This is a genomic window from Aquitalea sp. (assembly GCF_030150775.1).
Lineage (GTDB): Bacteria > Pseudomonadota > Gammaproteobacteria > Burkholderiales > Chromobacteriaceae > Aquitalea > Aquitalea denitrificans.
In genome coordinates this window covers 85,879-109,228 of sequence record NZ_JASLFG010000013.1, presented here as the reverse complement: position 1 = coordinate 109,228, position 23,350 = coordinate 85,879, and the positions used below count along the sequence as shown (strand labels likewise).

17 protein-coding genes are annotated in these 23,350 nt (G+C 53.2%); 12 read left to right on the top strand and 5 right to left on the bottom strand.

Annotation, left to right across the window (positions count from 1 at the left end; translation table 11 throughout):
• Positions 1–142 precede the first annotated feature (142 nt).
• From gltB to QVF59_RS04640, 12 genes are all read left to right on the top strand, one after another.
• Entirely contained in the window at positions 143–4,591 is a 4,449-nt protein-coding gene (gene gltB / locus QVF59_RS04695) for a glutamate synthase large subunit (RefSeq protein WP_287877673.1), read from the top strand.
• A 90-nt stretch (positions 4,592–4,681) separates the two neighbouring features.
• On the top strand, positions 4,682–6,097 hold the full coding sequence (locus QVF59_RS04690) for a glutamate synthase small subunit GltD family protein (protein ID WP_287877671.1): 1,416 nt from the start codon (positions 4,682–4,684) through the stop codon (positions 6,095–6,097).
• Between the two features lie 247 nt (positions 6,098–6,344).
• Positions 6,345–7,688, top strand: coding sequence for an O-antigen ligase family protein (locus tag QVF59_RS04685; RefSeq protein ID WP_287877669.1), 1,344 nt, complete (start codon positions 6,345–6,347; stop codon positions 7,686–7,688).
• 132 nt (positions 7,689–7,820) lie between these two features.
• Positions 7,821–9,239: a UbiA family prenyltransferase gene (locus tag QVF59_RS04680; RefSeq protein WP_287877667.1), complete on the top strand. Its 1,419-nt coding sequence runs from the start codon at positions 7,821–7,823 to the stop codon at positions 9,237–9,239.
• Complete coding sequence (locus QVF59_RS04675; RefSeq protein WP_287877666.1) at positions 9,236–10,531, top strand: FAD-binding oxidoreductase; 1,296 nt, start codon at positions 9,236–9,238, stop codon at positions 10,529–10,531. Before QVF59_RS04680 ends, QVF59_RS04675 begins: the two co-directional genes overlap by 4 nt.
• Positions 10,532–10,539: 8 nt before the next feature.
• On the top strand, positions 10,540–11,283 hold the full coding sequence (locus QVF59_RS04670; protein ID WP_287877664.1) for an SDR family NAD(P)-dependent oxidoreductase: 744 nt from the start codon (positions 10,540–10,542) through the stop codon (positions 11,281–11,283).
• 19 nt (positions 11,284–11,302) lie between these two features.
• Entirely contained in the window at positions 11,303–13,198 is a 1,896-nt protein-coding gene (locus QVF59_RS04665; RefSeq protein ID WP_287877662.1) for a cation-translocating P-type ATPase, read from the top strand.
• Between the two features lie 279 nt (positions 13,199–13,477).
• Complete coding sequence (locus QVF59_RS04660; protein ID WP_287877660.1) at positions 13,478–15,112, top strand: hypothetical protein; 1,635 nt, start codon at positions 13,478–13,480, stop codon at positions 15,110–15,112.
• A gap of 74 nt (positions 15,113–15,186) precedes the next feature.
• On the top strand, positions 15,187–16,122 hold the full coding sequence (locus QVF59_RS04655) for an NAD-dependent epimerase/dehydratase family protein (protein WP_287877659.1): 936 nt from the start codon (positions 15,187–15,189) through the stop codon (positions 16,120–16,122).
• 2 nt (positions 16,123–16,124) lie between these two features.
• The gene (locus QVF59_RS04650) at positions 16,125–17,414 is read left to right on the top strand and encodes an NAD(P)/FAD-dependent oxidoreductase (protein ID WP_287877658.1); all 1,290 of its coding nucleotides are present in this window, start codon (positions 16,125–16,127) and stop codon (positions 17,412–17,414) included.
• Positions 17,411–17,812 (top strand): GtrA family protein, encoded by a 402-nt coding sequence (locus tag QVF59_RS04645; protein ID WP_287877657.1) that lies wholly within the window; start codon positions 17,411–17,413, stop codon positions 17,810–17,812. The genes QVF59_RS04650 and QVF59_RS04645 overlap by 4 nt, the downstream gene beginning before the upstream one ends.
• Before the next feature lie 7 nt (positions 17,813–17,819).
• The gene (locus QVF59_RS04640; protein WP_287877655.1) at positions 17,820–18,761 is read left to right on the top strand and encodes a lysylphosphatidylglycerol synthase transmembrane domain-containing protein; all 942 of its coding nucleotides are present in this window, start codon (positions 17,820–17,822) and stop codon (positions 18,759–18,761) included.
• Between the two features lie 24 nt (positions 18,762–18,785).
• Here QVF59_RS04640 and QVF59_RS04635 read toward each other — a convergent pair whose 3' ends face one another.
• Genes QVF59_RS04635 through QVF59_RS04615 form a run of 5 tightly spaced genes read right to left on the bottom strand, consistent with a single transcriptional unit; the run spans position 18,786 to position 23,334 of the window.
• Entirely contained in the window at positions 18,786–19,592 is an 807-nt protein-coding gene (locus QVF59_RS04635; protein ID WP_287877653.1) for a glycosyltransferase, read from the bottom strand.
• A 1-nt stretch (position 19,593) separates the two neighbouring features.
• Positions 19,594–20,487 (bottom strand): glycosyltransferase family 2 protein, encoded by an 894-nt coding sequence (locus QVF59_RS04630; protein ID WP_287877652.1) that lies wholly within the window; start codon positions 20,485–20,487, stop codon positions 19,594–19,596.
• A gap of 54 nt (positions 20,488–20,541) precedes the next feature.
• The gene (locus tag QVF59_RS04625) at positions 20,542–21,474 is read right to left on the bottom strand and encodes a glycosyltransferase (protein WP_287877651.1); all 933 of its coding nucleotides are present in this window, start codon (positions 21,472–21,474) and stop codon (positions 20,542–20,544) included.
• Positions 21,471–22,382 carry an NAD-dependent epimerase/dehydratase family protein gene (locus QVF59_RS04620; RefSeq protein ID WP_287877649.1) on the bottom strand — a complete coding sequence of 304 codons (912 nt, stop codon included), beginning with the start codon at positions 22,380–22,382 and terminating at the stop codon, positions 21,471–21,473. The genes QVF59_RS04625 and QVF59_RS04620 overlap by 4 nt, the downstream gene beginning before the upstream one ends.
• Positions 22,369–23,334, bottom strand: a complete 966-nt coding sequence (locus QVF59_RS04615) for a glycosyltransferase family 2 protein (RefSeq protein WP_287877648.1) — start codon at positions 23,332–23,334, stop codon at positions 22,369–22,371. The genes QVF59_RS04620 and QVF59_RS04615 overlap by 14 nt, the downstream gene beginning before the upstream one ends.
• Positions 23,335–23,350: the final 16 nt, after the last annotated feature.

Genomic DNA, 23,350 nt, shown 5'->3' with positions numbered 1-23,350 from the left:
TTTTTGGGGAAAAATTCAATCAAACCATTGAAATTAAAAGGTTATTGCGCTGCGAGAAAAGTGGCAATAACTGGTTGCAAGGTCAAGCATGTTGCCCTTAGAATCGATTCATTCGATTCACAATTATAAGCAGGACAAAGCAATGGACAGACAGCGCTGGTTGCAGGGTACCCTGTACCACCCGGATTTCGAGCAGGACAGCTGCGGATTCGGCCTTATCACCCAACTGGACGACAAACCCAGCCACTGGCTGGTGGAAACCGCTATCTCCTCGCTGGCCAAACTGACCCACCGTGGAGCGGTGGCGGCAGATGGCAAGTCGGGCGACGGCTGTGGCTTGCTGTTTCGCAAGCCGGATGGCTTCCTGCGGGAAGTTGCGGCCGAGGCCGATATTGCCCTGAAGGCAGTGTACGCCGCAGGTCTGGTTTTCCACCACCCCGACAGTGAAATTGGCGATCGCAGCCTGCGTCGCCTGAAAGAGTTCCTGGAAGCCCAGCAACTGGAAGTGGCCGGTTTCCGCGTGGTGCCGACTGATGTCAGCGCCTGTGGCGAAGCCGCACTGGCCAGCTTGCCTGCCATTTCCCAGGTCTTTGTTAACTGTCCTTTCGGCATGGACGAGCTGACTTTCCAGCGCCGTCTGTACATGGGCCGTCGTCAGGCGGAAAAAGCCAACAAGGTGGACGACCCGGCGTTCTATCTGCCCACACTGTCGCCGCATACCTTGTCCTACAAGGGCTTGGTAACGCCGGAAAACCTGCCCAAGTTCTTCCTGGACCTGAACGACCCGCGTTTCGAGTCCAGCCTGGCGGTATTCCACCAGCGCTTCTCCACCAATACCTGGCCGCAATGGAAGCTGGCGCAGCCCTTCCGTTTCCTGGCGCACAACGGTGAAATCAACACCGTGCAGGGCAACCGTTACTGGGCACGTGCCCGCGAACGCATCATGGCCTCGCCGCACCTGGACATGGACGCGGTGCGCCCCATCGTGCAGACCGACGGTTCGGACTCGATGAGCCTGGACAATATGCTGGAAGGCCTGCTGATGGGCGGCATTCCTCTGTTCCGTGCGTTGCGCCTGCTGGTGCCGCCGGCCTGGCAGAACGTCGACTCCACCGACAAGGACCTGCGCGCCTTCTACGAATACAACTCCATGCACATGGAGCCGTGGGACGGCCCGGCCGGCATCGTGCTGACTGATGGCCGCTACGCCGCCTGTATGCTGGACCGCAACGGCCTGCGCCCGGCACGTTGGGTACTGACCCGCGACAATATCCTGACCATCGCCTCCGAAGTAGGCGTGTGGGACTACAAGCCGGAAGACGTAGTGCGCAAGGGCCGGGTGAAGCCGGGCCAGCTGTTTGCTGCCGACCTGGCTACCGGCGAGCTGCTGATGCCGGAAGACATCGACGCCATGCTCAAGAGCGCCAAGCCGTATCGTCAGTGGATCAAGGACAGCGCCAAGTATCTGGAGCTGTCGATCGAGGACGACGCCGGTATTGAAGCCATGGGCAAGGATGAGCTGACCCGTCTGCAAAAGCTGTACAACTTCAGCTATGAAGAGCGCGACCAGATCCTGCGCGTATTGGCTGAAGACGGCCAGGAAGCCGTCGGCTCCATGGGCGATGACACCCCGATGGCGGTGCTCAGCCAGAAAGTACGCTCGCCGTTTGACTACCTGCGCCAGCAATTTGCCCAGGTGACCAACCCGCCGATCGACCCCATCCGCGAAGCGGTAGTGATGTCGCTCAACAGCGTGTTTGGCCCCGAGCGCAATATGTTTGAAGAGAGTGCCGAGCACGCCAAGCGTCTGGAAGTGCGCTCGCCGGTGCTGTCGCACGAAAAATTCATCCGCGTCACCACCCGTCCGGAACCGTATCTGAAGGCCACCACCTTCGACCTGTGCTACGACCCGAGCGAAAGTTCGCTGCAACAGGCGATTGAAAAGCTGTGCCAGCACGTGATCGAAGCGGTCAACGAAGGCACGGTGATCGTGGTGCTGTCCGACCGCATCATCACCCAGGGCCGTCTGCCTATCCACGCCCTGTTTGCCACCGGCGCGGTACACCATGCGCTGATTGAAACCGGCCTGCGCTGCAAGACCAACATCTTGCTGGAAACCGGCACCGTGCGTGATGCGCACCAGATGGCCTGTGTCATCGGCTACGGTGCTACCGCGGTTTATCCCTACCTGGCCTACCAGAGCATCATCGATCTGGTGAACAGCGGTGTGGTCAACTGCAAGATCAACGAAGCGCTGCAGCACTATCGCAAGGGCATCAACAAGGGCCTGCTGAAAGTACTGTCCAAGATGGGTATTTCCACCATCGCCTCCTATCGTGGTGCCCAGCTGTTTGAAGCCGTGGGCATCCACAAGGATGTGGTGGATCTCTGCCTGAAGGGCACCGTGTCGCGCGTATCCGGTGCCAGCTTCGAGGACTTCGAAGACGACCAGCAACAACTGCTGCGCTTCGCCTTCAACCCGATGCGCCAGATTTCGCAAGGCGGCCTGCTCAAGTACGTGCATGGCGAGGAATACCACGCCTACAACCCGGACGTGGTGCAGCTGCTGCAAAAAGCGGTACAGAACGACGACTACCAGGCCTACCAGCAATACGCCGACACGGTGAACACCCGTCCGGTGTCCATGCTGCGCGACCTGATGAAGGTGAAACTGGCCGAGCAGCCGATTTCCGTCGACGAAGTCGAGCCGATCGAAGCCATTCTCAAGCGCTTTGACTCCGCCGGCATGTCGCTGGGCGCGCTGTCGCCGGAAGCCCACGAGGCACTGGCAACCGCCATGAACCGTCTGGGTGGCCGTTCCAACTCCGGTGAAGGTGGTGAAGATGCCTCCCGCTATGGCACCGAGCGCATGTCCAAGATCAAGCAAGTGGCCTCTGGCCGCTTCGGTGTAACCCCGCATTATCTGGTGAACGCTGAAGTGCTGCAGATCAAGGTAGCCCAGGGTGCCAAGCCGGGCGAGGGCGGCCAGCTGCCGGGCGATAAGGTCACCGGCCTGATTGCCCGCCTGCGTCACGCCAAGGAAGGCATCAGCCTGATTTCGCCGCCGCCGCACCATGATATTTACTCTATTGAAGACCTGGCACAGCTGATCTTCGACCTGAAGCAGGTCAACCCGACCGCGCTGGTGTCGGTAAAGCTGGTGGCCGAGCCGGGCGTGGGCACCATTGCCGCCGGCGTGGCCAAGGCCTATGCCGACCTGATCACCATCTCCGGTTACGACGGTGGTACCGGTGCCTCGCCGCTCACCTCGGTGAAATACGCCGGCTCGCCGTGGGAACTGGGCCTGTCCGAAGCCCAGCAAGTGCTGCGTGCCAACGGCCTGCGTGGCCGGGTACGGGTACAGACCGACGGTGGTCTGAAAACCGGTCTGGACGTGATCAAGGCAGCCATCCTCGGTGCGGAAAGCTTTGGCTTCGGTACCGGCCCGATGGTGGCGCTGGGCTGCAAATACCTGCGTATCTGCCACCTGAACAACTGCGCCACCGGCGTGGCCACACAGGAAATCAAGCTGCGCTCCAAGTACTTCCTTGGCCTGCCGGAAATGGTGATGAACTACTTCCTGTTCATCGCCCGCGAAACCCGCGAATGGATGGCCAAGCTGGGCGTACGCAGCATGGAAGAGCTGATCGGCCGCATGGACCTGATGGAGCTGCTGGAAGGCGAAACCGCCAAGCAAGGCAAGCTGGACCTGTCGCCGCTGCTGTCGCAAGGCACGGTGCCGGACGATGTGCCGCGCTTCTGCATCAGCGACAGCAACCCGTCCTTTGACAAGGGCGAGCTGGCCGAGCAGATCCTGGCCGATGCACTGCCTGCCATCCATAACAAGCAGATGCTGGAACTGTCCTACCCGATCGAGAACATCCATCGCTCCATCGGTGCCCGCCTGTCTGGCGAAATTGCCCGTGTGCATGGTGCGGCAGGCCTGCCGTTTGGCTGCCTCAAGGTCAAGTTCAACGGCAGCGCCGGTCAGAGCTTTGGCGTGTGGAACGCCTCGGGCCTGCACCTGGAACTGGAAGGCGATGCCAACGACTACGTCGGCAAGGGCATGGCTGGCGGTCGCGTCACCATCTACCCGCCGAAGAATGCGGCGTATGAAAGTGGCGAAGCCATCATCATCGGCAATACCTGCCTGTACGGTGCTACCGGTGGCCAGCTGTTTGCTGCCGGCGTGGCCGGCGAGCGTTTCGGCGTGCGTAACTCCGGCGCGCTGGCGGTCATCGAAGGCGCAGGCGACCACTGCTGCGAATACATGACAGGCGGTACCGTGATCGTGCTGGGTGAAACCGGCTACAACTTCGGTGCCGGCATGACCGGTGGCTTTGCCTTCGTCTACGACCCGGGCGAGCGCTTTGCCTACCGCTACAACAATGAACTGGTCGACATTCACCTGATCAACGGCGAAGCAATGGGCATGTACCGTGCCTTCCTGCTGGAGAAGATTGCCAAGCATGTCGAGCTGACCGGCTCCGAAACCGGCCGCGCCATGCTGCAGAACTTCGACGACTACGTGGACTACTTCTGGCTGGTGAAGCCGAAGGCCGCCACGCTGGACAGCCTGCTCAAGGATTGACGATCACGGGCGGGGCGTTTGCCCCGCCGCAATGGAAACAACAGGGTCTGCAGCCATCCACAAGGCCGGACCCGCAGTCAGGAAACGATCATGAGTGACGTATTCCAGTTCATGAAGCTCTCCCGCAACCCCGGCGAAAAAGTCGAAGCTGCGGTGCGCAAGATTGAGTTCAAGGAAATCTACCAACCGCTGCATCAGGTGGATGCAGCCGAACAGGCCGGGCGCTGCCTGTCCTGTGGCAACCCCTATTGCGAATGGGAATGCCCGGTACACAACTACATCCCCAACTGGCTGAAGCTGGTGGACGAAGGCAAGCTGTTTGAAGCAGCCGAAATGTCGCACAAGACCAACAGCCTGCCGGAAATCTGTGGCCGCGTCTGCCCGCAAGACCGCCTGTGCGAAGGCGCTTGCACGCTGAACCAGGGTGGTTTTGGTGCCGTTACCATCGGCAGCATCGAAAAATACATCACCGACGAAGCCTATAAAGCTGGCTGGCGTCCGGACATGTCCAAGGTGATCTGGAGCAACAAGAAGGTTGCCGTCATCGGCGCCGGCCCGGCAGGCCTTGCCTGTGCTGACGTATTGGTGCGCAACGGCGTGAAACCGGTGGTGTACGACCGTTACGAAGAAATCGGCGGCCTGCTCACCTTCGGCATCCCCGAATTCAAGCTGGAAAAGGCCGTGGTGCAGCGCCGCCGCGAAATCATGCAAGGTATGGGCGTGGAATTCGTGCTGAATACCGAAATCGGCAAGGACATCGAAATCGAAGCCCTGCTGGAACAGTACGACGCCGTGTTCATGGGCATGGGTGCCTACAAGTACATGAAAGGTGGCTTTGCCGGTGAAGACCTGCCGGGCGTGCTGGAAGCGCTGCCTTATCTGGTCAACAACGTGCGCCAGTGCATGGAAAGCCTGCCGGCAGACGAAGCGGCCGTTTCCATGGCCGGCAAGCGCGTGGTGGTGCTGGGTGGTGGTGACACCGCCATGGACTGCAACCGCACCGCCATCCGTCAGGGTGCCAAGCGCGTTACCTGCGCCTACCGCCGTGACGAAGCCAATATGCCGGGCTCCAAGCGCGAAGTGGCCAATGCCAAGGAAGAGGGCGTGGAGTTCCGCTGGAACAGCCAACCGGTGGGCATCGAACAGCTGCCCAATGGCGCGCTGGCGGTGATTCTGGCCGAAACCCGCCTGGGCGAGCCGGATGCCAAAGGCCGTCGCAATGCCGAAATCGTAGTGGGCAGCGAAGAGCGCATCGAGTGCGACCACGTCATCATCGCCTTCGGCTTCCAGGTGGAAGCAGCCAGCTGGTTTGACCGCGCCGGCATCAGCAGCCAGGCCAATGGCCGCACCATCGCCTCGGAAAAGTCCAAGTTCAAGTACCAGACCAGCCACGCCAAGATCTTCGCCGGTGGTGACCAGGTACGCGGTGCCGACTTGGTGGTACGTGCGGTGTTCGAAGGTCGTCAGGCAGCGGAAGGCATGCTGAGCTACCTGCAGGTGTGGTAAGCGCTGGCTGCCAGTTGCTTTGTGTTAAAGAGGCCCGCCGACTGGCGGGCTTTTTCTTTATGTATGCGGTATGTGGCTGTAGCCAAGGCAGCTGTTACAATGTGCCGTTTTTGATTTTGTTTATGCAGACTGGTTTGCACACCATCTGCTCAGCCCGCACGCATTTTGGAATGTGGTGGCCTGCACGCCGTGTGTACACGGCGAGATGCATGTCCGGCCATCATTGTTTGCCATGTATGAGGTATTCATGAGTCGTTTCCTGTCAATGAGCGACACGGCGGCCAGCAAAGGCTGGCACGCAATAGCGGTACTGTTGCTGTCTTTCATCTATGTTGCCGTCTGCAGTGTGGGGCATACGGTAGCGCTGCGCTATGCCTTGCAAGGCGGCCTGCTGCTGTTGGCACTTCCATTGCTGCAGCGCAGTGTGCCCACCTTCCGGGCGGCCAGATATCCCATCATCCTGCTGGCCCTGTTCATGGCCTATGCCACCTTGCATACCTTGCTGTTTTCACGCTGGCCAGCCATTTCCATGGCGGAACTGCGCAGCCAGCTGGGCATGGCTACCTTGTGGTTCTTTATCGGAATGGTTCTGTACCGGGTATGGCGCAAGTATTCCATCATCGATGTTGTCATCGCCGGAGGGGTTGCCCTGGCGCTGGCCGAGTTCGGCCTTGAGGCCTATCAGTATCTCGCGACTGGTACCTGGCCTTATCGCGAAACATTTTCCACACCCACGTATCTTGAGTTCACCTTCCTGATCAACTTCGTGTTGGCCTTTGTCGTCGCTACCCTGTGTTTTGGTCATTGGGGCCGGCAACGGGTCAGCCGCATCAGCAAACCATGGCTGCTGGCCATTCTGGCCTTGTTCGTGTTCGTCAGCCTGCATGCTGCTGCGCGCAACGGCATGATAGGCATGGTCTACCTCAGCTTTTCCATGCTGCTGTTATATTCCATTTTCCAGGGGGTGAAGCATGGCTGGGCTAAGCTCTTGCTGATCTGGCTGGTGGTGATTGGAACGCTGAGCGGACTGGTGGTGTATGCCATCAAGCAAGACAGTCGCAATCTGGCGTTTACCGAATCGGTGGCTGCCGGCTGGGACTATCAGCATCACCCCAGCTGGACGCAGATCGGCCCCTTGCCGTTGATGTCAAACGGTGAGCCGGTGGATGACTCGGCCTTCAAACGCGTGGCCTGGATTCACAGTGGTCTGGACATGATTGCCAGCCATCCCCTTGGTTTTGGCTTCATGCGAGAGGTTTTTTCCCAGGCGGCCACCAGCATGGGCATCAAGAATAATCTGGGGCATGCGCATAGCGGTTTCATTGATCTGGGGGTGGCCTTGGGTATTCCCGGCATTGTGCTGTGGTTGCTGTTTTGTGCCAGCCTGTTTGTCACCGGCTACCGGCGCTTCCGCTATCAGCAGGATGTTCGCGGACTGATGCTGATGCTGATGGTGTGTGGTTTTCTGGGGCGCATGCTCAACGAGAGCATCTTCCGCGATCACATGCTGCAGTTGTTGTTGTTTGTGGCCGGTGCCTTGCTGGCAGAGATGATTGCCATGGCCAAGCCGGATCAAGGCGATGGATGTTGAGCCGCCACCGTTGGTGGTGGCCCTTGGCGTTTTGGCAGAACCGGTCCATTTACTTTACCCATGCAGCTTGCAATGCATTACCCCGTGTCTGCTGTTCAGGATGTAACAATTGACAATGAATAATCATCCCCCTTGTGTGTCGATCTGGACGGAACGCTGATCTACTCCGACATGCTGCATGAATCCACGCTGAGCATGTTGAAGGCCAGTCCGCTGGCCGCATTTTGCCTTCCCGGCTGGCTACTGCAAGGCAAGGCCGTGCTAAAAGAAAAAGTGGCTGCCGCAGGTGATTTCAATCCGGCCACCCTGCCTTATAACCAGCCTTTTTTAGACTGGCTGCGTACACAACGCGCAGCTGGACGAAGGCTGATTCTGTGTACGGCATCCGACCAGAAAATTGCCCAACGCATTGCAGAACACCTGCAGGTGTTTGACGAGGTGATGGCTAGCGAAGGGGCCGTCAATCTGGCTGGGGCCAACAAGGCTGATGCGCTGGTGCAGCGCTTTGGTGAAAAGGGTTTCGATTACGCTGGCAACTCCACTGCCGATATTGCCGTCTGGGAGCGCGCACGCAAGGGTGTCGTGGTGAATGCCTCCGCTACCGTGCAGCAAGATGCCGAAAGTTGCGTAGAGGTCGAAAAGGTATTCGCCGGTCCTTGCAAGGGCATTGCCGTTTGGCGGCGCGTATTGCGCATGCACCAGTGGCTGAAGAACATCCTGCTGTTCATTCCCCTGATTGCTGCCCATCGCATTACCGACATGGATGCATGGCTGTCCTTGCTGTTGGGCTTTCTGGCGTTCAGTCTGTGCGCATCTTCGGTTTATATCGCCAATGACTTGCTGGACCTGGAAAGCGATCGCGCCCATCCGCGCAAATGCCAGCGTCCGTTTGCCTCGGGTTCGGTCCCGGTCTGGCAGGGATGTATTGCCGCACCATGCCTGCTGGTGGCCAGCTTTGGCATTGCCTGCCAGGTGGGTGGTAGCTTCATGTCCTGGCTGGCGGGGTATTTCTTGCTGACCTGCCTGTATTCGCTCAAGCTCAAGCAGCTGGCACTGGTGGATTGTCTGACCCTGGCCTTGCTCTACACCTTGCGCATTCTGTCCGGAGCGGCTGCCGTGTCGATGACCCTGTCGTTCTGGCTACTGGCCTTTTCCGGTTTCCTGTTCCTGTCGCTGTCCTTCGTCAAACGCTTTGCCGAGCTGCAAATGCAGATCCTGCACAACAAGCACAAAGCCCATGGCCGGGGTTATTACTCGAGTGATGCGCCATTGGTGCAAATGCTGGGGATTGCATCCGGGTTTTCCGCTGTACTGGTATTGGCCATGTATTTGAACAGCAAGGAAGTGCTGCTGCTGTATCGTAACCCGGAGTGGATCTGGGGAACGGTGCCGGTCATGCTGTTCTGGATCAGCTGGATGTGGCTGCGGGCCGTACGGGGCCAGATGCATGACGACCCGCTGGTGTTTGCCGTGAAAGACAAGGCCAGTCTGATGGCCGGACTGCTGTTTGCCCTGTTGCTGCTGGCAGGTTCAGTAGGAGGCATGGCATGAAGGTGTATTCATGGGGCCGGCTCAGTGGTGAGCAGCACGCGGTGAGCATGCTTGCCAGTACCCGCAGTTTGCCCCCGCTGGCCGAGGGACAACGCGCATTGCCACACGGCATGGGCCGCAGTTATGGCGACAGCTGCCTGAATCCGCAGGGGGCATTGTGGAAAACCACCGCGCTGGATCACTACGTTTCATTCGACCCTGATACCGGCCTGCTGGTGTGCGAAGCCGGCATCCTGCTGCGGGATATCCAGCGTACTTTCATTCCCCGGGGCTGGATCCTGCCTGTCACTCCCGGCACCCAACTGGTGACCGTAGGTGGTGCCATTGCCAACGATGTACACGGCAAGAACCATCATGTGCATGGTTCCTTTGGCGACCATGTCCGCCAGCTGCGCCTGCTGCGCACCGATGGCAGCGTGATTGAGTGCGGTCCGGCACAGAATGCAGACTGGTTTGCCGCCACCGTGGGCGGGCTGGGGCTGACCGGTGTCATTACCCAGGCCTGCCTGCAATTGCGCCCGGTAGCCGGGCCGTGGATGGAGACGGAAACCTGTCCTTACCATTCGCTGGATGACTTTTTTGAGCTGGCCGATGCCTCGGAGGCACAATGGGAACACACCGTGTCCTGGATCGACTGCATGTCTGGCAGTCACAGTCGTGGCATCTTCATGCGCGGCAATCCTGCCTCGGCAGACAACAGTCAGCCAGAACCCGCGGCCAAGGCACTGACGGTTCCCCTGGTGCCGCCGGTTTCGCTCATCAATCCGCTGTCCTTGCGCCCCTTCAATGCGGCTTATTTCCATGCGCAGGCACGTAAATCCGGGCGTCGCATCCAGCACTATGCCAGCTATTTTTATCCGCTGGACAATCTGCTGGAGTGGAACCGCATCTATGGCCCGCGCGGTTTTTACCAATACCAGAGCGTGGTGCCACGGCACGTTGGCCAGGACGCCGTCGCTGCCATGCTGAAAGAAATTACCCGTTCCGGTGCCGGCTCCTTCCTGGCGGTGCTGAAAACATTCGGTAACCGCCAGGCCGTGGGCATGATGAGTTTTCCTCAGCCGGGCGTGACGCTGGCGCTGGATTTCCCCAACAAGGGTGCACCGACCCTGGCCTTGTTCGACAGGCTGGATGCCATCGTGCGCGAGGCCGGTGGCCGCCTGTACATGGCCAAGGATGCGCGCATGCCGCGCGATTTGTTCGAGGCCGGCTATCCCCGGCTTGCCGAATTCCTCAACTATCGTGATCCGGGCCTCAGTTCCGCCCTGTCACGCCGTCTGATCGGATACTGATGTCTAGCATGCGTAAAATTGTGATCGTGGGGGCCACCTCTGCCATGGCCGAGCATTGTGCCCGCCTGTGGCTGCAACAAGGTGTGGACGAAATGGTGCTGATCGGCCGCGATGTACAACGTACCGACCGTGTTGCCGCGGATTTGCGTGTGCGTGCTCCGCAGTGCCGGATCCAGACCATCAGCAGTAATTTTCTGCAGCCGGAGGCCATTGCCAGTACGGTAGAGCAGGCCTGCGCCACCATTAGTCCGGACATTGTGCTGATCGCTCATGGCTCCCTGCCCGAGCAGGCGCTTTGCCAGCAAGACCTGCAGGACAATCGTACCGCGCTGGAAGTGAATGCCATTTCACCGGTGCTGTTTGCCGAAGCCTTTGCCACGCATCTGGAACAGGCAGGGCAGGGCAAGCTGGTATTGATTGGCTCGGTGGCCGGGGATCGTGGCCGCAAGTCCAACTATGTGTATGGTGCCGCCAAAGGCCTGGTGACGCGTTATGCACAAGGCCTGCAACATCGCTTTGCCGGCAGCCGGATTCAAGTGGTACTGGTCAAGCCAGGCCCGACCGACACCCCGATGACCGCTCATCTCAAGAGCAGCGGAGCAAAACTGGCGAGTGTGGAACAGGTGGCCGGCAATATCGTATCCGGTGTGGCGCGCGGCAAGGCCGTGATTTATGCACCGGCCAAGTGGCAGTTGATCATGCTCATCATCCGGCATTTACCTCGTGTCATTTTCAACCAGATGAATATCTGACCAGCAGAACCGCGATTACATGAAGCCGAATTTCACATCGAACCGCAGCAAATTCCAGTTCTGGCTATTGCTCCTGACTGTGTATGCAGTTTTTGTCCCTTTGATGCCCGGTATGCCATCCGGTGGTCTGGACGAATCATGGCAACTGGGAGTCAACGAGGCCTTGGCCAAGGGCATGGTGTTTGGTCGCGACCTGATCTTTACATTCGGGCCTTACGCATCGGTCTATGCCAATAAATACCATCCTGCCGTCGCGCACAGCATGCTCTGGTCAGGTTTTTTCCTGGGTAGTTGTTTCTTTCTGGCCGCGATTCTGAATTTCGCCAGTTTGTCCTTGCGGATGACGCTATTCTTGGTACTGGTTTTGGCGGTCAACTTCGCGTTTGATCCGCGTTTCCTGGTCTATCCGCTGTTGGTGTTTGCTGCGCTGACCAGGCTGGACTGGAGCCCGCTGCGGATGCCAGGGCAATACTTGGCCAGGTTGCTGCTGGTCTCGGCCTTGTTTGCGCCCTTCGGCATGATTGTGCTGGTCAAAGGGTCGTTTCTGGTGACCTGTCTGTGCGGAATGGTGCTTTCCTCTGCCTTCCTGTTCAGAAGAAAGCAATGGCTGCTCGCCGCTCTGGTGGTGATACTTCCTTTTGCCACCATGGCCGGATTCTGGTGGTTGGCAGGACAGCCGATGGATGCATTGCCGGATTACTTCCGGTCCATGCTCCCGATCATTTCGGGTTATACCGAGGCGATGGCCTACAACAGCCGCGTCAGTGAACTATTGTTGTACCTGCTGGCGGCCATCCTGCTGCTGGTTGTCGCAGCAAGAGAGCTGGAACTGCATTTTTTCGACAAGATGCTCTTTCTGGCCTGTCTGTTTGTCACTTTGTTCATTACCTTCAAGGCCGGCTTCGTCAGACATGATGGCCACGCGGTGATTGCCGCCAGCAGCCTCGCCATTTGTGCGGTCCTGGTTTGCTCCCGGGTTGACAGCAGAAACGCCCGCTCTGTGCTGGCCTTGTCGTTCATTGTCTGGCTCGGTGTGTGTGCCCTGCATAACAAACCACTCCCCAAGCAGGCATTGCAGGCAGTCGCCTCTACGTATGGCAATCTGTTCAAGGGGAGCTACTATCGCCTTTTCGAGCCAGACGCCATCCCACAGCGTTACAAGGTCCGCATGACGGAAATTGCCAAAGAGGGAAAGTTTCCCTTGTTGCATGGCAGCAGTGATGTTTATTCCTATGACCAAGCCTTTCTGATTGCCACTGGGAATGACTGGCGGCCTCGTCCCATTTTCCAGAGTTATTCGGTTTATACCGACACACTCTCACAAATCAACCTGCAGCATCTGTCTTCACCCCGTGCTCCGGACAACATTTTCTTCAAGGTCCAGCCAATCGATGAGCGTTTGCCATCCCTGGAGGATGGTGCCAGCTGGATGGCACTGTGGCAGGAATATCATCCGGTTCGTCAGTTTGATGACTATCTGCAGCTGGCAAAAAATACAAGCCAGCCTGCGGCGCGCTTGTCTGCCGAGGGGCTTGAAACGCGCATGGCCCGTCTGGGCGAGGAGATCCGCGTTCCGGACAACGGTAGTGTTGTTGTCATGCGGGTCCATGTGCAGAAAAACCAGTTGGGTAATCTGGTATCTGTGTTGTTCAAACCAGCCTTGCTGTCAGCGCAGCTGAAATTGGCCAATGGCAAGGTCAGATCATTCCATGTGGTGTCCGGCATGATGAGCGCCGGGTTTGTTGTTTCTCCTCTTGTCGAGACGACCAGGGAATTCAACATGGTTTATGTGCAAGATCCAGCCTTGCTGGATAAAAAAGTCAAAAGCATCTCGATATTGTCCGACTCGAGAATCATGTTGTGGAATTCGAATTTTACGGTAGAGTTTTTACCTTATTTCATGCGTCATATTTGATTGTTGATTTTATGGTGAGCGAGGGAAAGGCATTCTGTGATAAAAATTAATAATATAGCAGATTCACAATGGTTATTGCGCCTTCTTTTGCTGGCGTCATTGTTGATACTGATTTTTCTATTTTTGGCGTAATTTATAACTATGTAATCATCTCTTTTTTTGATGGTTTATTACTTTGATTTTTCAAGTTTTCTTTTTTGAAATTTAAATTGAGGTGGGCTGGTGAGATCATTAAATAGTTCCCGATGTCTTCTGTTTTTTAGTATGGTTATATTTTTCTTGATATTTGGGCTGGCTATTATTGGGGGATGGAAGAATTATACGGCTATTCCATTCTGGGATATGTGGGATGGTACGATTGAATTTTTGTTGAAAGTTCGTGCTGGTGATTATGGTGTATGGTGGGAGCAGCATAACGAGCATCGGATTATTCTGGCGAGAGTTATATTTTGGCTGGATTCGAAATTTTTCGGAGATGCAAGCATCTTTTCAGTGTTCGCAAATTACTGCCTTTTTGTTTTTAGTGGTTTTGTTTTTTATTTTTACGCGAAAGCACTTTCTTATAAGGAGCAACTTTCAGAGAATTATTTTTTCACTCTTGTTTTCATCATATTTTCATGGATTTTTTTGCTGACGCAATCTGATAATTTTTACCTGGCATTTCAATCTCAATTTATCTTGGCTCAGCTACTGCCTTTGGTTGCATTTTATTTTCTTGCTCGATATGTTCAACTGGGTCGGACTCCCTGCTTTATTTATGCATTTTGTTGTGCTGCATTGGCAATTGGTTCTATGGCCAATGGCGTGCTGGTTTTTCCGTTAATGTTTATCTATGCATGCTTGCAAGGCATAGATAAGAAGAAATGCGTTGTATTACTGCTTTTGGCGATTGTTTTTCCTGCGGTATATTTTTTTCATTATCATGCTCCGGATGGGCATGGTCATTTAATGGAGGCTCTCCTTGGGAGGCCTGGTCGCTTCCTTTGCTATGTGTTGATGTATATTGGTAGTCCCTTTTATTATTTATCTGGTAACACGGTATTTAGTCCCATTTTGGCGATATTGGCAGGTGGGGTTTTTATATCACTAGTATTGCTTTCTTTCGGACGGTTGTGGCAAGAAAGACAAAAATCGGCATTCATTCTTGCATTATTTTTTTTCATCACTTACATCATCGGAACAGCAGTTGGTACAGCTGGCGGGCGCTTGATATTCGGTGTTGAGCAGGCATTGGAGAGCAGGTATACCACGCCGGCAATCATGGCATGGGCGGCTTTGGCACTCGTGTTGGGAAAAACTTTTTCCTTTACAAGTGTCCGCAGCATGAAAATGTTATATGCAGGTAGTATTTTCTTGATGGTTGTCATGCTCGGTTTTCAGCTTAAAGTGCTGAAGCCGGTTGATCCTATATATAAAGTACGTGAGCAAGCTGCACTGGCTCTTGCCTTGCAAGTAAATGATGCTCAGTATCTTCAGATGTTATTTCCCGACCCTGATTATCCATTGAAAATAAGCAATGAGGCAGCAGCTAAGGGAATTACTGTCTTTGCTAGAGCACCATTTTCAGAAATGCGTGGCAGTATTGGCAAAAAAGTGGATATAAATAATATTCATGACTGTATTGGTTCGGTCGATCATGTTTCCGGGTTGGCCCGTGCGCCAGATTACATCCGTCTTGATGGCTGGATTTATTCATCGATTGATAAAAAATCGCCAGAGCGTATGACCATCGTCAATGAACAAGGACTGATCGCTGGCTATGCCGTTGTCGGAATGCCAAGAGACGATGTCGCTAATAAATTTGGCATTCCTGCCAGGAGTTCTGGTTTTGGTGGTTACATCAAAAAATCACTGTTGACGCAATCGATGTACGGCATAGGTACTACGCCGCAGTGCCGCTTCGTCATGAAGTGACACTTCACCTAGAACATACTTATCTATTGCTTCCTGATTATCAGGTTGAGGAAGCAGGCAAAATGGAAGTGCTGATGAGCAATAAAATTATTCTTCCCGGCGGTGCCGGTCTGGTCGGTCAGAATCTGGTGGTTCACCTGAAAAGAGCGGGTTATACCAATCTGGTGGTGCTGGACAAGCACAAGACCAATCTGGAAATCCTGCGCAGCCTGCATCCGGACATTACTATTGAATATGCCGATCTGGCTGAACCGGGTGAATGGGAACGCCATTTTGAAGGTGCAGCCGCGCTGGTGATGTTGCAGGCACAAATCGGTGCCCCCACGCTGGAGCCCTTTGTCCGCAACAATATCACCTCCACCAAGCATGTACTGGCAGCCATCAAGCGCTACAACATTCCTTACACCGTACATATCAGTTCGTCGGTAGTGGAGTCGGTGGCGAACGATGATTACACCAACACCAAGAAAGAGCAGGAAGAAATGGTGCTGGCCAGTGGCATCAATTGTGTGGTGCTACGGCCAACCCTGATGTTTGGCTGGTTTGATCGCAAGCATCTGGGCTGGTTGTCGCGCTTCATGCAGAAGGTACCGGTGTTCCCCATTCCCGGCGATGGCCGCTATATGCGTCAGCCGCTGTATGTTGGCGATTTTGCCAGCATTATCGTCAGCTGCCTGAAGTCGGGTATCCACGGTCAGGTTTTCAATATCAGTGGCCGGGAAAAGATCGACTACGTGGACATCATTCGTGCCATCCGCCAGGCTGTCGCAGCCAAAACCATGCTGCTGCACATTCCTTATGGCCTGTTTTATGTCCTGCTCAAAATCTGGGCCCTGTTTGACCGCAATCCGCCCTTTACGGCAGATCAACTCAAGGCACTGGTGGCGCATGACGAGTTCGAGGTCATTGACTGGCCAGCCATTTTCCAGGTGACACCAACGCCATTCAGTCAGGCGGTGGACGCAACTTTCAACGACCCGCAATACAGCCGGGTAGTACTGGATTTCTGAGCATGAGCAAACAACGCATTGCAGTACTGGGTGCCGGGCCCATGGGGCTGGCCGTGGCTTATCAGCTGGCACGGGACGGTCATGAGCCGGTCCTGTTCGAAGCAGATGACCGGGTGGGTGGCATGACCGCCACTTTTGATTTTGATGGCCTGGATATCGAACGCTATTACCATTTTCATTGCATCTCCGACCATGCCTTCCTGCAGATGCTGGATGAGTTGAATCTGGGCAGCAAGATGCAATGGGTGGAAACCAAAATGGGCTACTGGTACCAGAACCGTTTGCAACCATGGGGTAATCCCATGGCGCTGCTGCGGTTCAAGGGGCTGGGTCTGGTGGCCAAATTCCGTTACGGCCTGCATGCCTTTCTCTCTACCAAGCGTGACGACTGGAAGCCGCTGGATCATGTCGAGGCGACTGGCTGGATCCGCCGCTGGGTAGGCGAAGAGGCTTATGAAGTGCTGTGGCGTCGCCTGTTTGATTACAAGTTTTACGACTACAGCTCCAACCTGTCTGCGGCCTGGATCTGGAGCCGTATCCGCCGTATCGGTCGCTCGCGCTACAGCCTGTTCCGCGAAAAACTGGGCTATCTGGAAGGTGGCTCGGCAACCTTGCTGCAAGGCATGCGCGACGATATCACCGCACATGGCGGGGAAATCCGTCTGAGCACGCCGGTCAAGCGGGTGGTGATGGCCGAAGGCAAAGTGCGAGGCGTGGAAACCGCCTCCGGGATCGAAGCCTTTGACAAGGTCATCAGCACGGTCCCGCTGCCGTTTATCCCCAGAATCATGCCGGACTTGCCCGCAGAGGTGCTGCAGAAGTTCCAGCAGATCAAGAACATTGCAGTCGTCTGTGTCATTGCCAAGCTGAAAAAGCCGGTAACGGAAAACTTCTGGCTCAACACCAATGACGAGGAAATGGATATTCCCGGTCTGGTGGAATACAGCAATTTGCGCCCGTTAGACCAGCATATTGTTTATGTCCCGTTTTACATGCCGGGCGAGCATGCCAAGTATGCCGAGCCGGATGAAGTGTTCCTGGGCAAAGTGAAGCGCTATCTCAAGAAGATTAATCCGGCGCTGCAGGACGACGATTTCATCGCCATGCGGGCCAGCCGTTATCGTCATGCACAGCCGATCTGCGATCCGGGTTATCTGGAGCAGCTGCCGCCGGCAGCATTGCCGGTTCAGGGCCTGTGGGTGGCGGATACCTCGTATTACTACCCGGAAGACCGTGGTATTTCCGAGAGTATCGGCTATGGCCGGGCACTGGCGCAAAAGGCGGTGGGATGATCCGTCATTTCATGTCGCGCCAGTTCCTGGTGTTTCTGCTGACCGGGGGATTGGCTGCTGCGGTCAACTTTGGCTCGCGCATTGTGTACAACCAGCGGTGTGACTTTTCCACTGCCGTGATCCTGGCTTATCTCACCGGGATGGTGACCGCCTTTGTGCTGGCCCGAATGTTTGTCTTCAAGCAAAGCAGCCAGTCCATGCACCGTTCTGCGCTGTATTTCACCTTGGTCAACCTGGTTGCAGTGATACAGACCTGGCTGATCAGCATGGGCTTGGCACTCTACCTGTTGCCCATGCTCGGCGTGACGCACTTCAGCCGGGAGATTGCCCACGCCATCGGGGTGGCAGCCCCGGTGTTCACCAGTTATCTGGGACACAAACGCTGGTCCTTCCGCTGACACAGGCATGAAGCTGAATCGACCACTACTGGCATTTGCCGCACTGACTGCCTGTTATCTGACAGCCTTGCTGGTTTCGGATGTCCGGCATGACATGTTTGCCCGTTTGCCTGCGCTGGCCAGCATCATGCCGGCCCTCATGGGCATGGCCTTCTTGTCATTTTTCCTGCGCTATCTGCGCTGGTATTACCTGCTGCGGCGTAGCGGGCATGAGCAGCCATTTGGCCTGGGTTTTTGCATTTATCTGTCAGGCTTCGCTTATACCGCAACGCCCGGCAAAGTAGGGGAGCTGATCCGCATCCGCTACCTGCAGCGACTTGGCATTGCGCACGAGCAGGTATTGTCGGCCTTCATCTATGAACGCGGCTGGGACTTGCTGGTGGTGCTGCTGCTGACCATGCCCGGCATGTTGAGCGCGCCTCTGTTTCCGGTGTTGGCCCTGTTTGTGGGTGCAGTGTTGCTGGTGTTGGCCATCCTGATGCGGCAGCCGCGCTGGTTGGGACGCTTGCATGCAAGGTTGCGCCTGTATCGATGCCGCAGGCTGTACCGGCTTATGCGCTTGCTGCAGCGTGGCATGCGCGGTGGATTACGCTGGTTGGGCTGGCAAGACATGCTCGTTGCCGCCGTAGCCGGCCTGGCGGCCTGGTCACTCACTGCCACGGCCTTTGTCTGGCTGGTGCAGTCTTTATCCCCCGGCATGACCTGGTGGCCGCTATTCTCCAGTTATCCACTGGCCATGCTGGCAGGGGCTGCCTCCATGTTGCCTGGTGGCATTGGCTCCACCGAGTCGGTCATCGTGGCCAGCCTGCTATGGCAAGGTGCTTCAATGCCGACTGCTGTTCTGGCCGCCGTGGGCATCCGCTTTGCCACCATGTGGTTTGCCGTCTTGCTGGGGATGGTCGCCATCGGGCTGGCTGAATGGAAACTGCCAGACCATACCACGCATTAGGGCCCCAAGCCGTCAGCAGACCATTCAGCGCCGCGGCAACTGCGCCAGGCATGCCTTGTTCAGGCGGCTGCGTGTCCGGTCGAACAGCCAGCCCCACTTATTGAAATACTGCACGGCAGAGCGGATGTGGGCTTTCAGCAATTTCCTGTCGGTATACGATGCCTTGGCAAAATGATGGGTCACCGTCATCTGTGGCAGATACAGATTGCCAAACTGCACGGCACAGCGACGTGACAGATCGACATCTTCCATATACATGAAGAAATTGTCATCAAAGCCGTTCAATTCCAGCAGCGCCGCAGCGCGGAACAACATGAAGCAGCCGGACAGTGACGGGGCAAAAAAGGCCTTGTCAAAGTCGGCGTGACGCAGCATGTAGCGCTGGTCCAGCTTCTCTGCCAGTACGGGCAGGAAACGGCGTGCAAACAGATTGGCCGGGCTGGGGAGCAGTTTGCACAGCTCCTGCTGCGTGCCATCCGGGTAAACGATGCGCGGCATGAACAAGCCCGCGGCATGCCCGCTCAGCCCTGTCAGAAAACGGTCCAGATCCGCGCTGTGAAACTGGATGTCCGGATTGCAAATCAGAAAGTAATCCGCTTGTCCGGCAAATGCCCGTATGGCCTGATTGTGACCATGACCATAACCACCATTACGATCCGAGCGGATGTAATGCACCTTGGGCAGTGCCAGTTGTCCGGCCCATTCACAGCCACCATTATCCACCAGCACCAGACCGTGCAGGCTGCTGCAGCCAAGCAGCGCATCCATGGTGGGTTGCACATCCTGATATTGATGCTTGTACAGCACGATGGACGCAAAGAGCTTGGGCATTTCAGTACTTTCCATTCAGTCCATCCTTCAGCCCACGCCACAACGAACGCACATAACCCATTTTGTTCTGTCCAAACAGAATCAATACCAACTGATGTACCAAATTGAAGGCAATTTCCCGTAATGCCAGCAAGGTCGGAACATGCGGCATCTTCAGCAGGAAAAAGGCATTGCGGATACGGTAATAGCGGCGGAATGCGCTATGTACCGGTACGCGCCATTTCAGCAGTTTCAGCGAGTTATCGCCAATGGCGTGCAGCATCTGAATCTGCGGATTCACAAAGATGACGTAGCCTTTGGCATGCGCACGCAGACACCATTCGGTATCGACATAATCAATGAAAAAGCGCTCATCCATCGGGCCAATGTCGCGCAAGGCATCAGCCGAAACAAGGCTGCCAGAGGAGATGATCAGCGATGCAGCGAAAGGCTTCTGCATATGCTGGGTATCAATCTTGGTGCGTCTACCATAACGGTCAATATTGACGATCTTGTAATGAAAGCCGTGTTTTTTGTCGACAAAGGCAGGGCCAAGGGCGGCTAGCTTAGGATGTTGCGATTTCAGTTTTGCAAATACCTGAAGCTGATCTCTAATATAATATTCATCGATAGAGCTGTCTTGATCGAAGAATACGATGTGAGTGTAATTCTCTGCTAAAGCGAATTCAATTCCAATATTCTGAGCATGTGCAATCCCAGTATTCTTGTCCAGCAAAATACTGTGGCATCGATCCAGAGATTTGGTGATGCTTAGAATGCTTTCCTTATTGTGAGAGTTGTTATCAACAATGACAACGAAATCATCTTGTAGTGCCAGTGTTTTGGTCAAGGCTACAAGATTTTCAATTTCAGGGTTGTAACTGACAATAATCGAGCATGTTCTACATTTCGCCATTTTTCTCTTTGCCTGTATTTTTATGTGCGGATGTGGGTTTTTATTAATTTCAAGTTATTTTTTGATTGATTTGTATGTTTCAACAATGAGTTTGCAAATGATTTGTGGCGTGATTGAAATAATGAAAAGTAAAGATTTATTACATTGAGAGCTACGAGTCAAATATGCGGAATACTTAGAATATAATTCATGGTTATAATAATTTTGACTGCGATACATTATGAGTGCCTTTGTTGACAATACCTTGGTATTTAGCGAGTGAGATAGTTCCAGTTTTTCGAGTTCACTTTTGGTAAAGTACTTTGCAAAGCTTTGAACAAAATTGCACCAGTCGCATGAAAATACATCAATGACATTCTTGGACCAATAGCTGTTTTTCTTGGAGTTCGTTGTAATTGATTTTTCACCAATCCAGATGACTTTGGATTCTGGTTTTAAAACAATAGAAAGTGTAATACCTGTTTGTGGGAAATTCTTCCATTTTTTAATATCAATATCCGGAAAGGATATTGCTGAATTTTTATAAATACTGGAGCCTGTCAGTGTAAGGTGCCAAGCAGTTTCAATTAAGAATTCCTTTTTGTTTCGTATGGTGCCTGATATAGCATCGTGTACCCTGTGTGGTGCATTGACACAGATTATATCGGGCTGTTGAGTGTCAATGTGCCTGAGGACGTCTGCTATGACTCCCGGGGAAATGTATATGGAGTCACCAAGATACCATATGTATTCTGCATCTGGTAATTGTAATGTCGAAATGCAATTTTTGTCATGCCCATTGGCAGGCTTGTTTGAAGTGTAAAAAATGTTTTGATAAGGAATATTATTTATTGCTTCGGCTGTTTTTGTGTTACTGCTATCGTCAGATATATAAATGGGAATTCCATATGTAACCAACTCCGGAAGCATTTTTTCAATATTTTCCGAGAGGATGTCAGCGCGATTGTATGTTGGGATTGCTATTGCAAGTTTATATTTAAAATTCATGATATTTTCTGGTAGAAATTACGGATTCCATCTGCGAGTGGTGTTGCGATGAAATTAATTTCATCTTGCAATTTCTTGATATCAAGAATGACAGTTTTTACATCAATATTTCTAGAGCTGGAAAATGTCAGCTTAGGCGTTATGCTAGTAATATTGCTGATAACATTGATAACATCAAGCAAGGAATGACCATCGCCTGACCCAATATTGTATGTTTCATTTGTCACTCTCTTGTTGATTAATTCCTTAGTTGCCCATGCAAGATCATCAATGGTAATGTAGTCACGAATAACTGAACCATCTCCCCAGATCTCAATTGGCATGCTATTTATTATTTTATGTAAAACTGTGGCAATGAAGCCCTGGACACCATCTTTGTGTTGATCGCTGCCGTATGGATTGGAAGGACGTATAATTAAATGATTTATTTTAAAGTTGCTGCTGTAGAAATGTAAGTAGTCTTCAATAATTTTTTTGGAAAGGCCGTAATATGAAAGAGGATTTAGAGGTGCTGTTTCATTAGTGGGAATATTTTCAGGGTTGCCATAAATAACACCACCGGAAGAAAAGTAGACATAGAGTATTTCCTTGTTTTTTATTTTGTCCAGCAAGGAAATTGTTGGAAGAATCAAATTTTCGTTTTCTGTGTAAAAATCGACAAATTGACTTGATGGAATCAAACTTGATGCGCAGTGGATAATGGTGGAAATATCTTCGTTTTCAATCAGCTCTGCCAGCGTGTCAACCGCGTTAATGCTGATATTGTGATATTTGATATTTGGTTCGTCAGAATATTCACCATTTCGAACAGTTAGGTGAAGATGGTGATTTTCATTTTTAAGTATTTCTGTTAGCGCTCGGCCAATAAAACCGGTTCCGCCCAGGATAAGAGTATTATTTACGTTCATGGTTCAAATCCTTGTGCAGAATCGCCTTGGTCATTTTAATGATGATCTGAAATAGAATTAAATACGTTTTTACTAAAATTTTACCAGGAATTTTTTTAATATATGACTTATCAGACCAGTAGTTTTCAACCTGAATTTTTTGAACGCAGGTTGTTAGGTTAACCAATTTTGCAAATGCAGCTGGTACATTTTTTTCGAGAACAAGTTTTCTCCTGAGTTCAAGAGATTGACTAGTGAAAAGTTGCCTCGTAACTTCCTTCATGCTTTCATTTTCAGCAATTCTGTAAAGTGCTATGTCCTTGTTTATTAATGTGAGCGTGCCAATTTTACATGCCCAACGACACCAGAATTCATAATCTGATATGGGATACCAATTTTCTTCGAAACCACCAATTGCCAAAGCTTTTTCACGATCAAATATAATGCCAAGAGTTCCATGAAAAAAGTTTGTGAAAAACAAGTCCAGTACGGATATTTTGGATATGAATTCTGAGTTGTCGGGAGTTTGCTTTATATTGGATTGTTCAATTCGCTGATCAAGTACTGATGTGCGAAATGCAAATAAATATTCCTTTGATCTATTCATTTCAATTTGCAGCATCACCTCGTCAATGAAATTTTCTTTGACAAGATCATCGTCGTGCAAAATTGTAATGAATTTCCCCTCAGCCAATTTCATGCATTGATTCCAATTACCTACCATCCCAATATTATGGCTGTTACGGTAATATGCAGGATTCAACGTGCTGAAATTTTCCTTGATCATTTCAACGATGTCATTATTTCCTTCGTGATCGTTGTCTACAATAATGACTTCAACGTTGTTATTTAAATTACATTTTTCCAAACTTGAAAGCGTTTCTGCGAGAAGAGGCTTTCTTTTATAAGTAGGGATGGCAATGGTTAGCAATTTCTGTGCATTGTTCGATTGCAGGCTGTCAGTGTTTTTCATTTGTGCATCGCAATAG

Excerpts from the sequence above, each read along its gene's own strand:
- QVF59_RS04650 (WP_287877658.1), top strand. The coding sequence starts at position 16,125 with ATGAGCAAACAACGCATTGCAGTACTGGGTGCCGGGCCCATGGGGCTG.
- QVF59_RS04670 (WP_287877664.1), top strand. The coding sequence starts at position 10,540 with ATGCGTAAAATTGTGATCGTGGGGGCCACCTCTGCCATGGCCGAGCAT.
- QVF59_RS04615 (WP_287877648.1), bottom strand. The coding sequence starts at position 23,334 with ATGAAAAACACTGACAGCCTGCAATCGAACAATGCACAGAAATTGCTA.
- QVF59_RS04625 (WP_287877651.1), bottom strand. The coding sequence starts at position 21,474 with ATGAATTTTAAATATAAACTTGCAATAGCAATCCCAACATACAATCGC.
- QVF59_RS04620 (WP_287877649.1), bottom strand. The coding sequence starts at position 22,382 with ATGAACGTAAATAATACTCTTATCCTGGGCGGAACCGGTTTTATTGGC.
- QVF59_RS04645 (WP_287877657.1), top strand. The coding sequence starts at position 17,411 with ATGATCCGTCATTTCATGTCGCGCCAGTTCCTGGTGTTTCTGCTGACC.
- QVF59_RS04640 (WP_287877655.1), top strand. The coding sequence starts at position 17,820 with ATGAAGCTGAATCGACCACTACTGGCATTTGCCGCACTGACTGCCTGT.
- QVF59_RS04665 (WP_287877662.1), top strand. The coding sequence starts at position 11,303 with ATGAAGCCGAATTTCACATCGAACCGCAGCAAATTCCAGTTCTGGCTA.
- QVF59_RS04655 (WP_287877659.1), top strand. The coding sequence starts at position 15,187 with ATGAGCAATAAAATTATTCTTCCCGGCGGTGCCGGTCTGGTCGGTCAG.
- QVF59_RS04690 (WP_287877671.1), top strand. The coding sequence starts at position 4,682 with ATGAGTGACGTATTCCAGTTCATGAAGCTCTCCCGCAACCCCGGCGAA.
- QVF59_RS04685 (WP_287877669.1), top strand. The coding sequence starts at position 6,345 with ATGAGTCGTTTCCTGTCAATGAGCGACACGGCGGCCAGCAAAGGCTGG.
- QVF59_RS04675 (WP_287877666.1), top strand. The coding sequence starts at position 9,236 with ATGAAGGTGTATTCATGGGGCCGGCTCAGTGGTGAGCAGCACGCGGTG.
- QVF59_RS04630 (WP_287877652.1), bottom strand. The coding sequence starts at position 20,487 with ATGGCGAAATGTAGAACATGCTCGATTATTGTCAGTTACAACCCTGAA.
- QVF59_RS04635 (WP_287877653.1), bottom strand. The coding sequence starts at position 19,592 with ATGCCCAAGCTCTTTGCGTCCATCGTGCTGTACAAGCATCAATATCAG.
- gltB (WP_287877673.1), top strand. The coding sequence starts at position 143 with ATGGACAGACAGCGCTGGTTGCAGGGTACCCTGTACCACCCGGATTTC.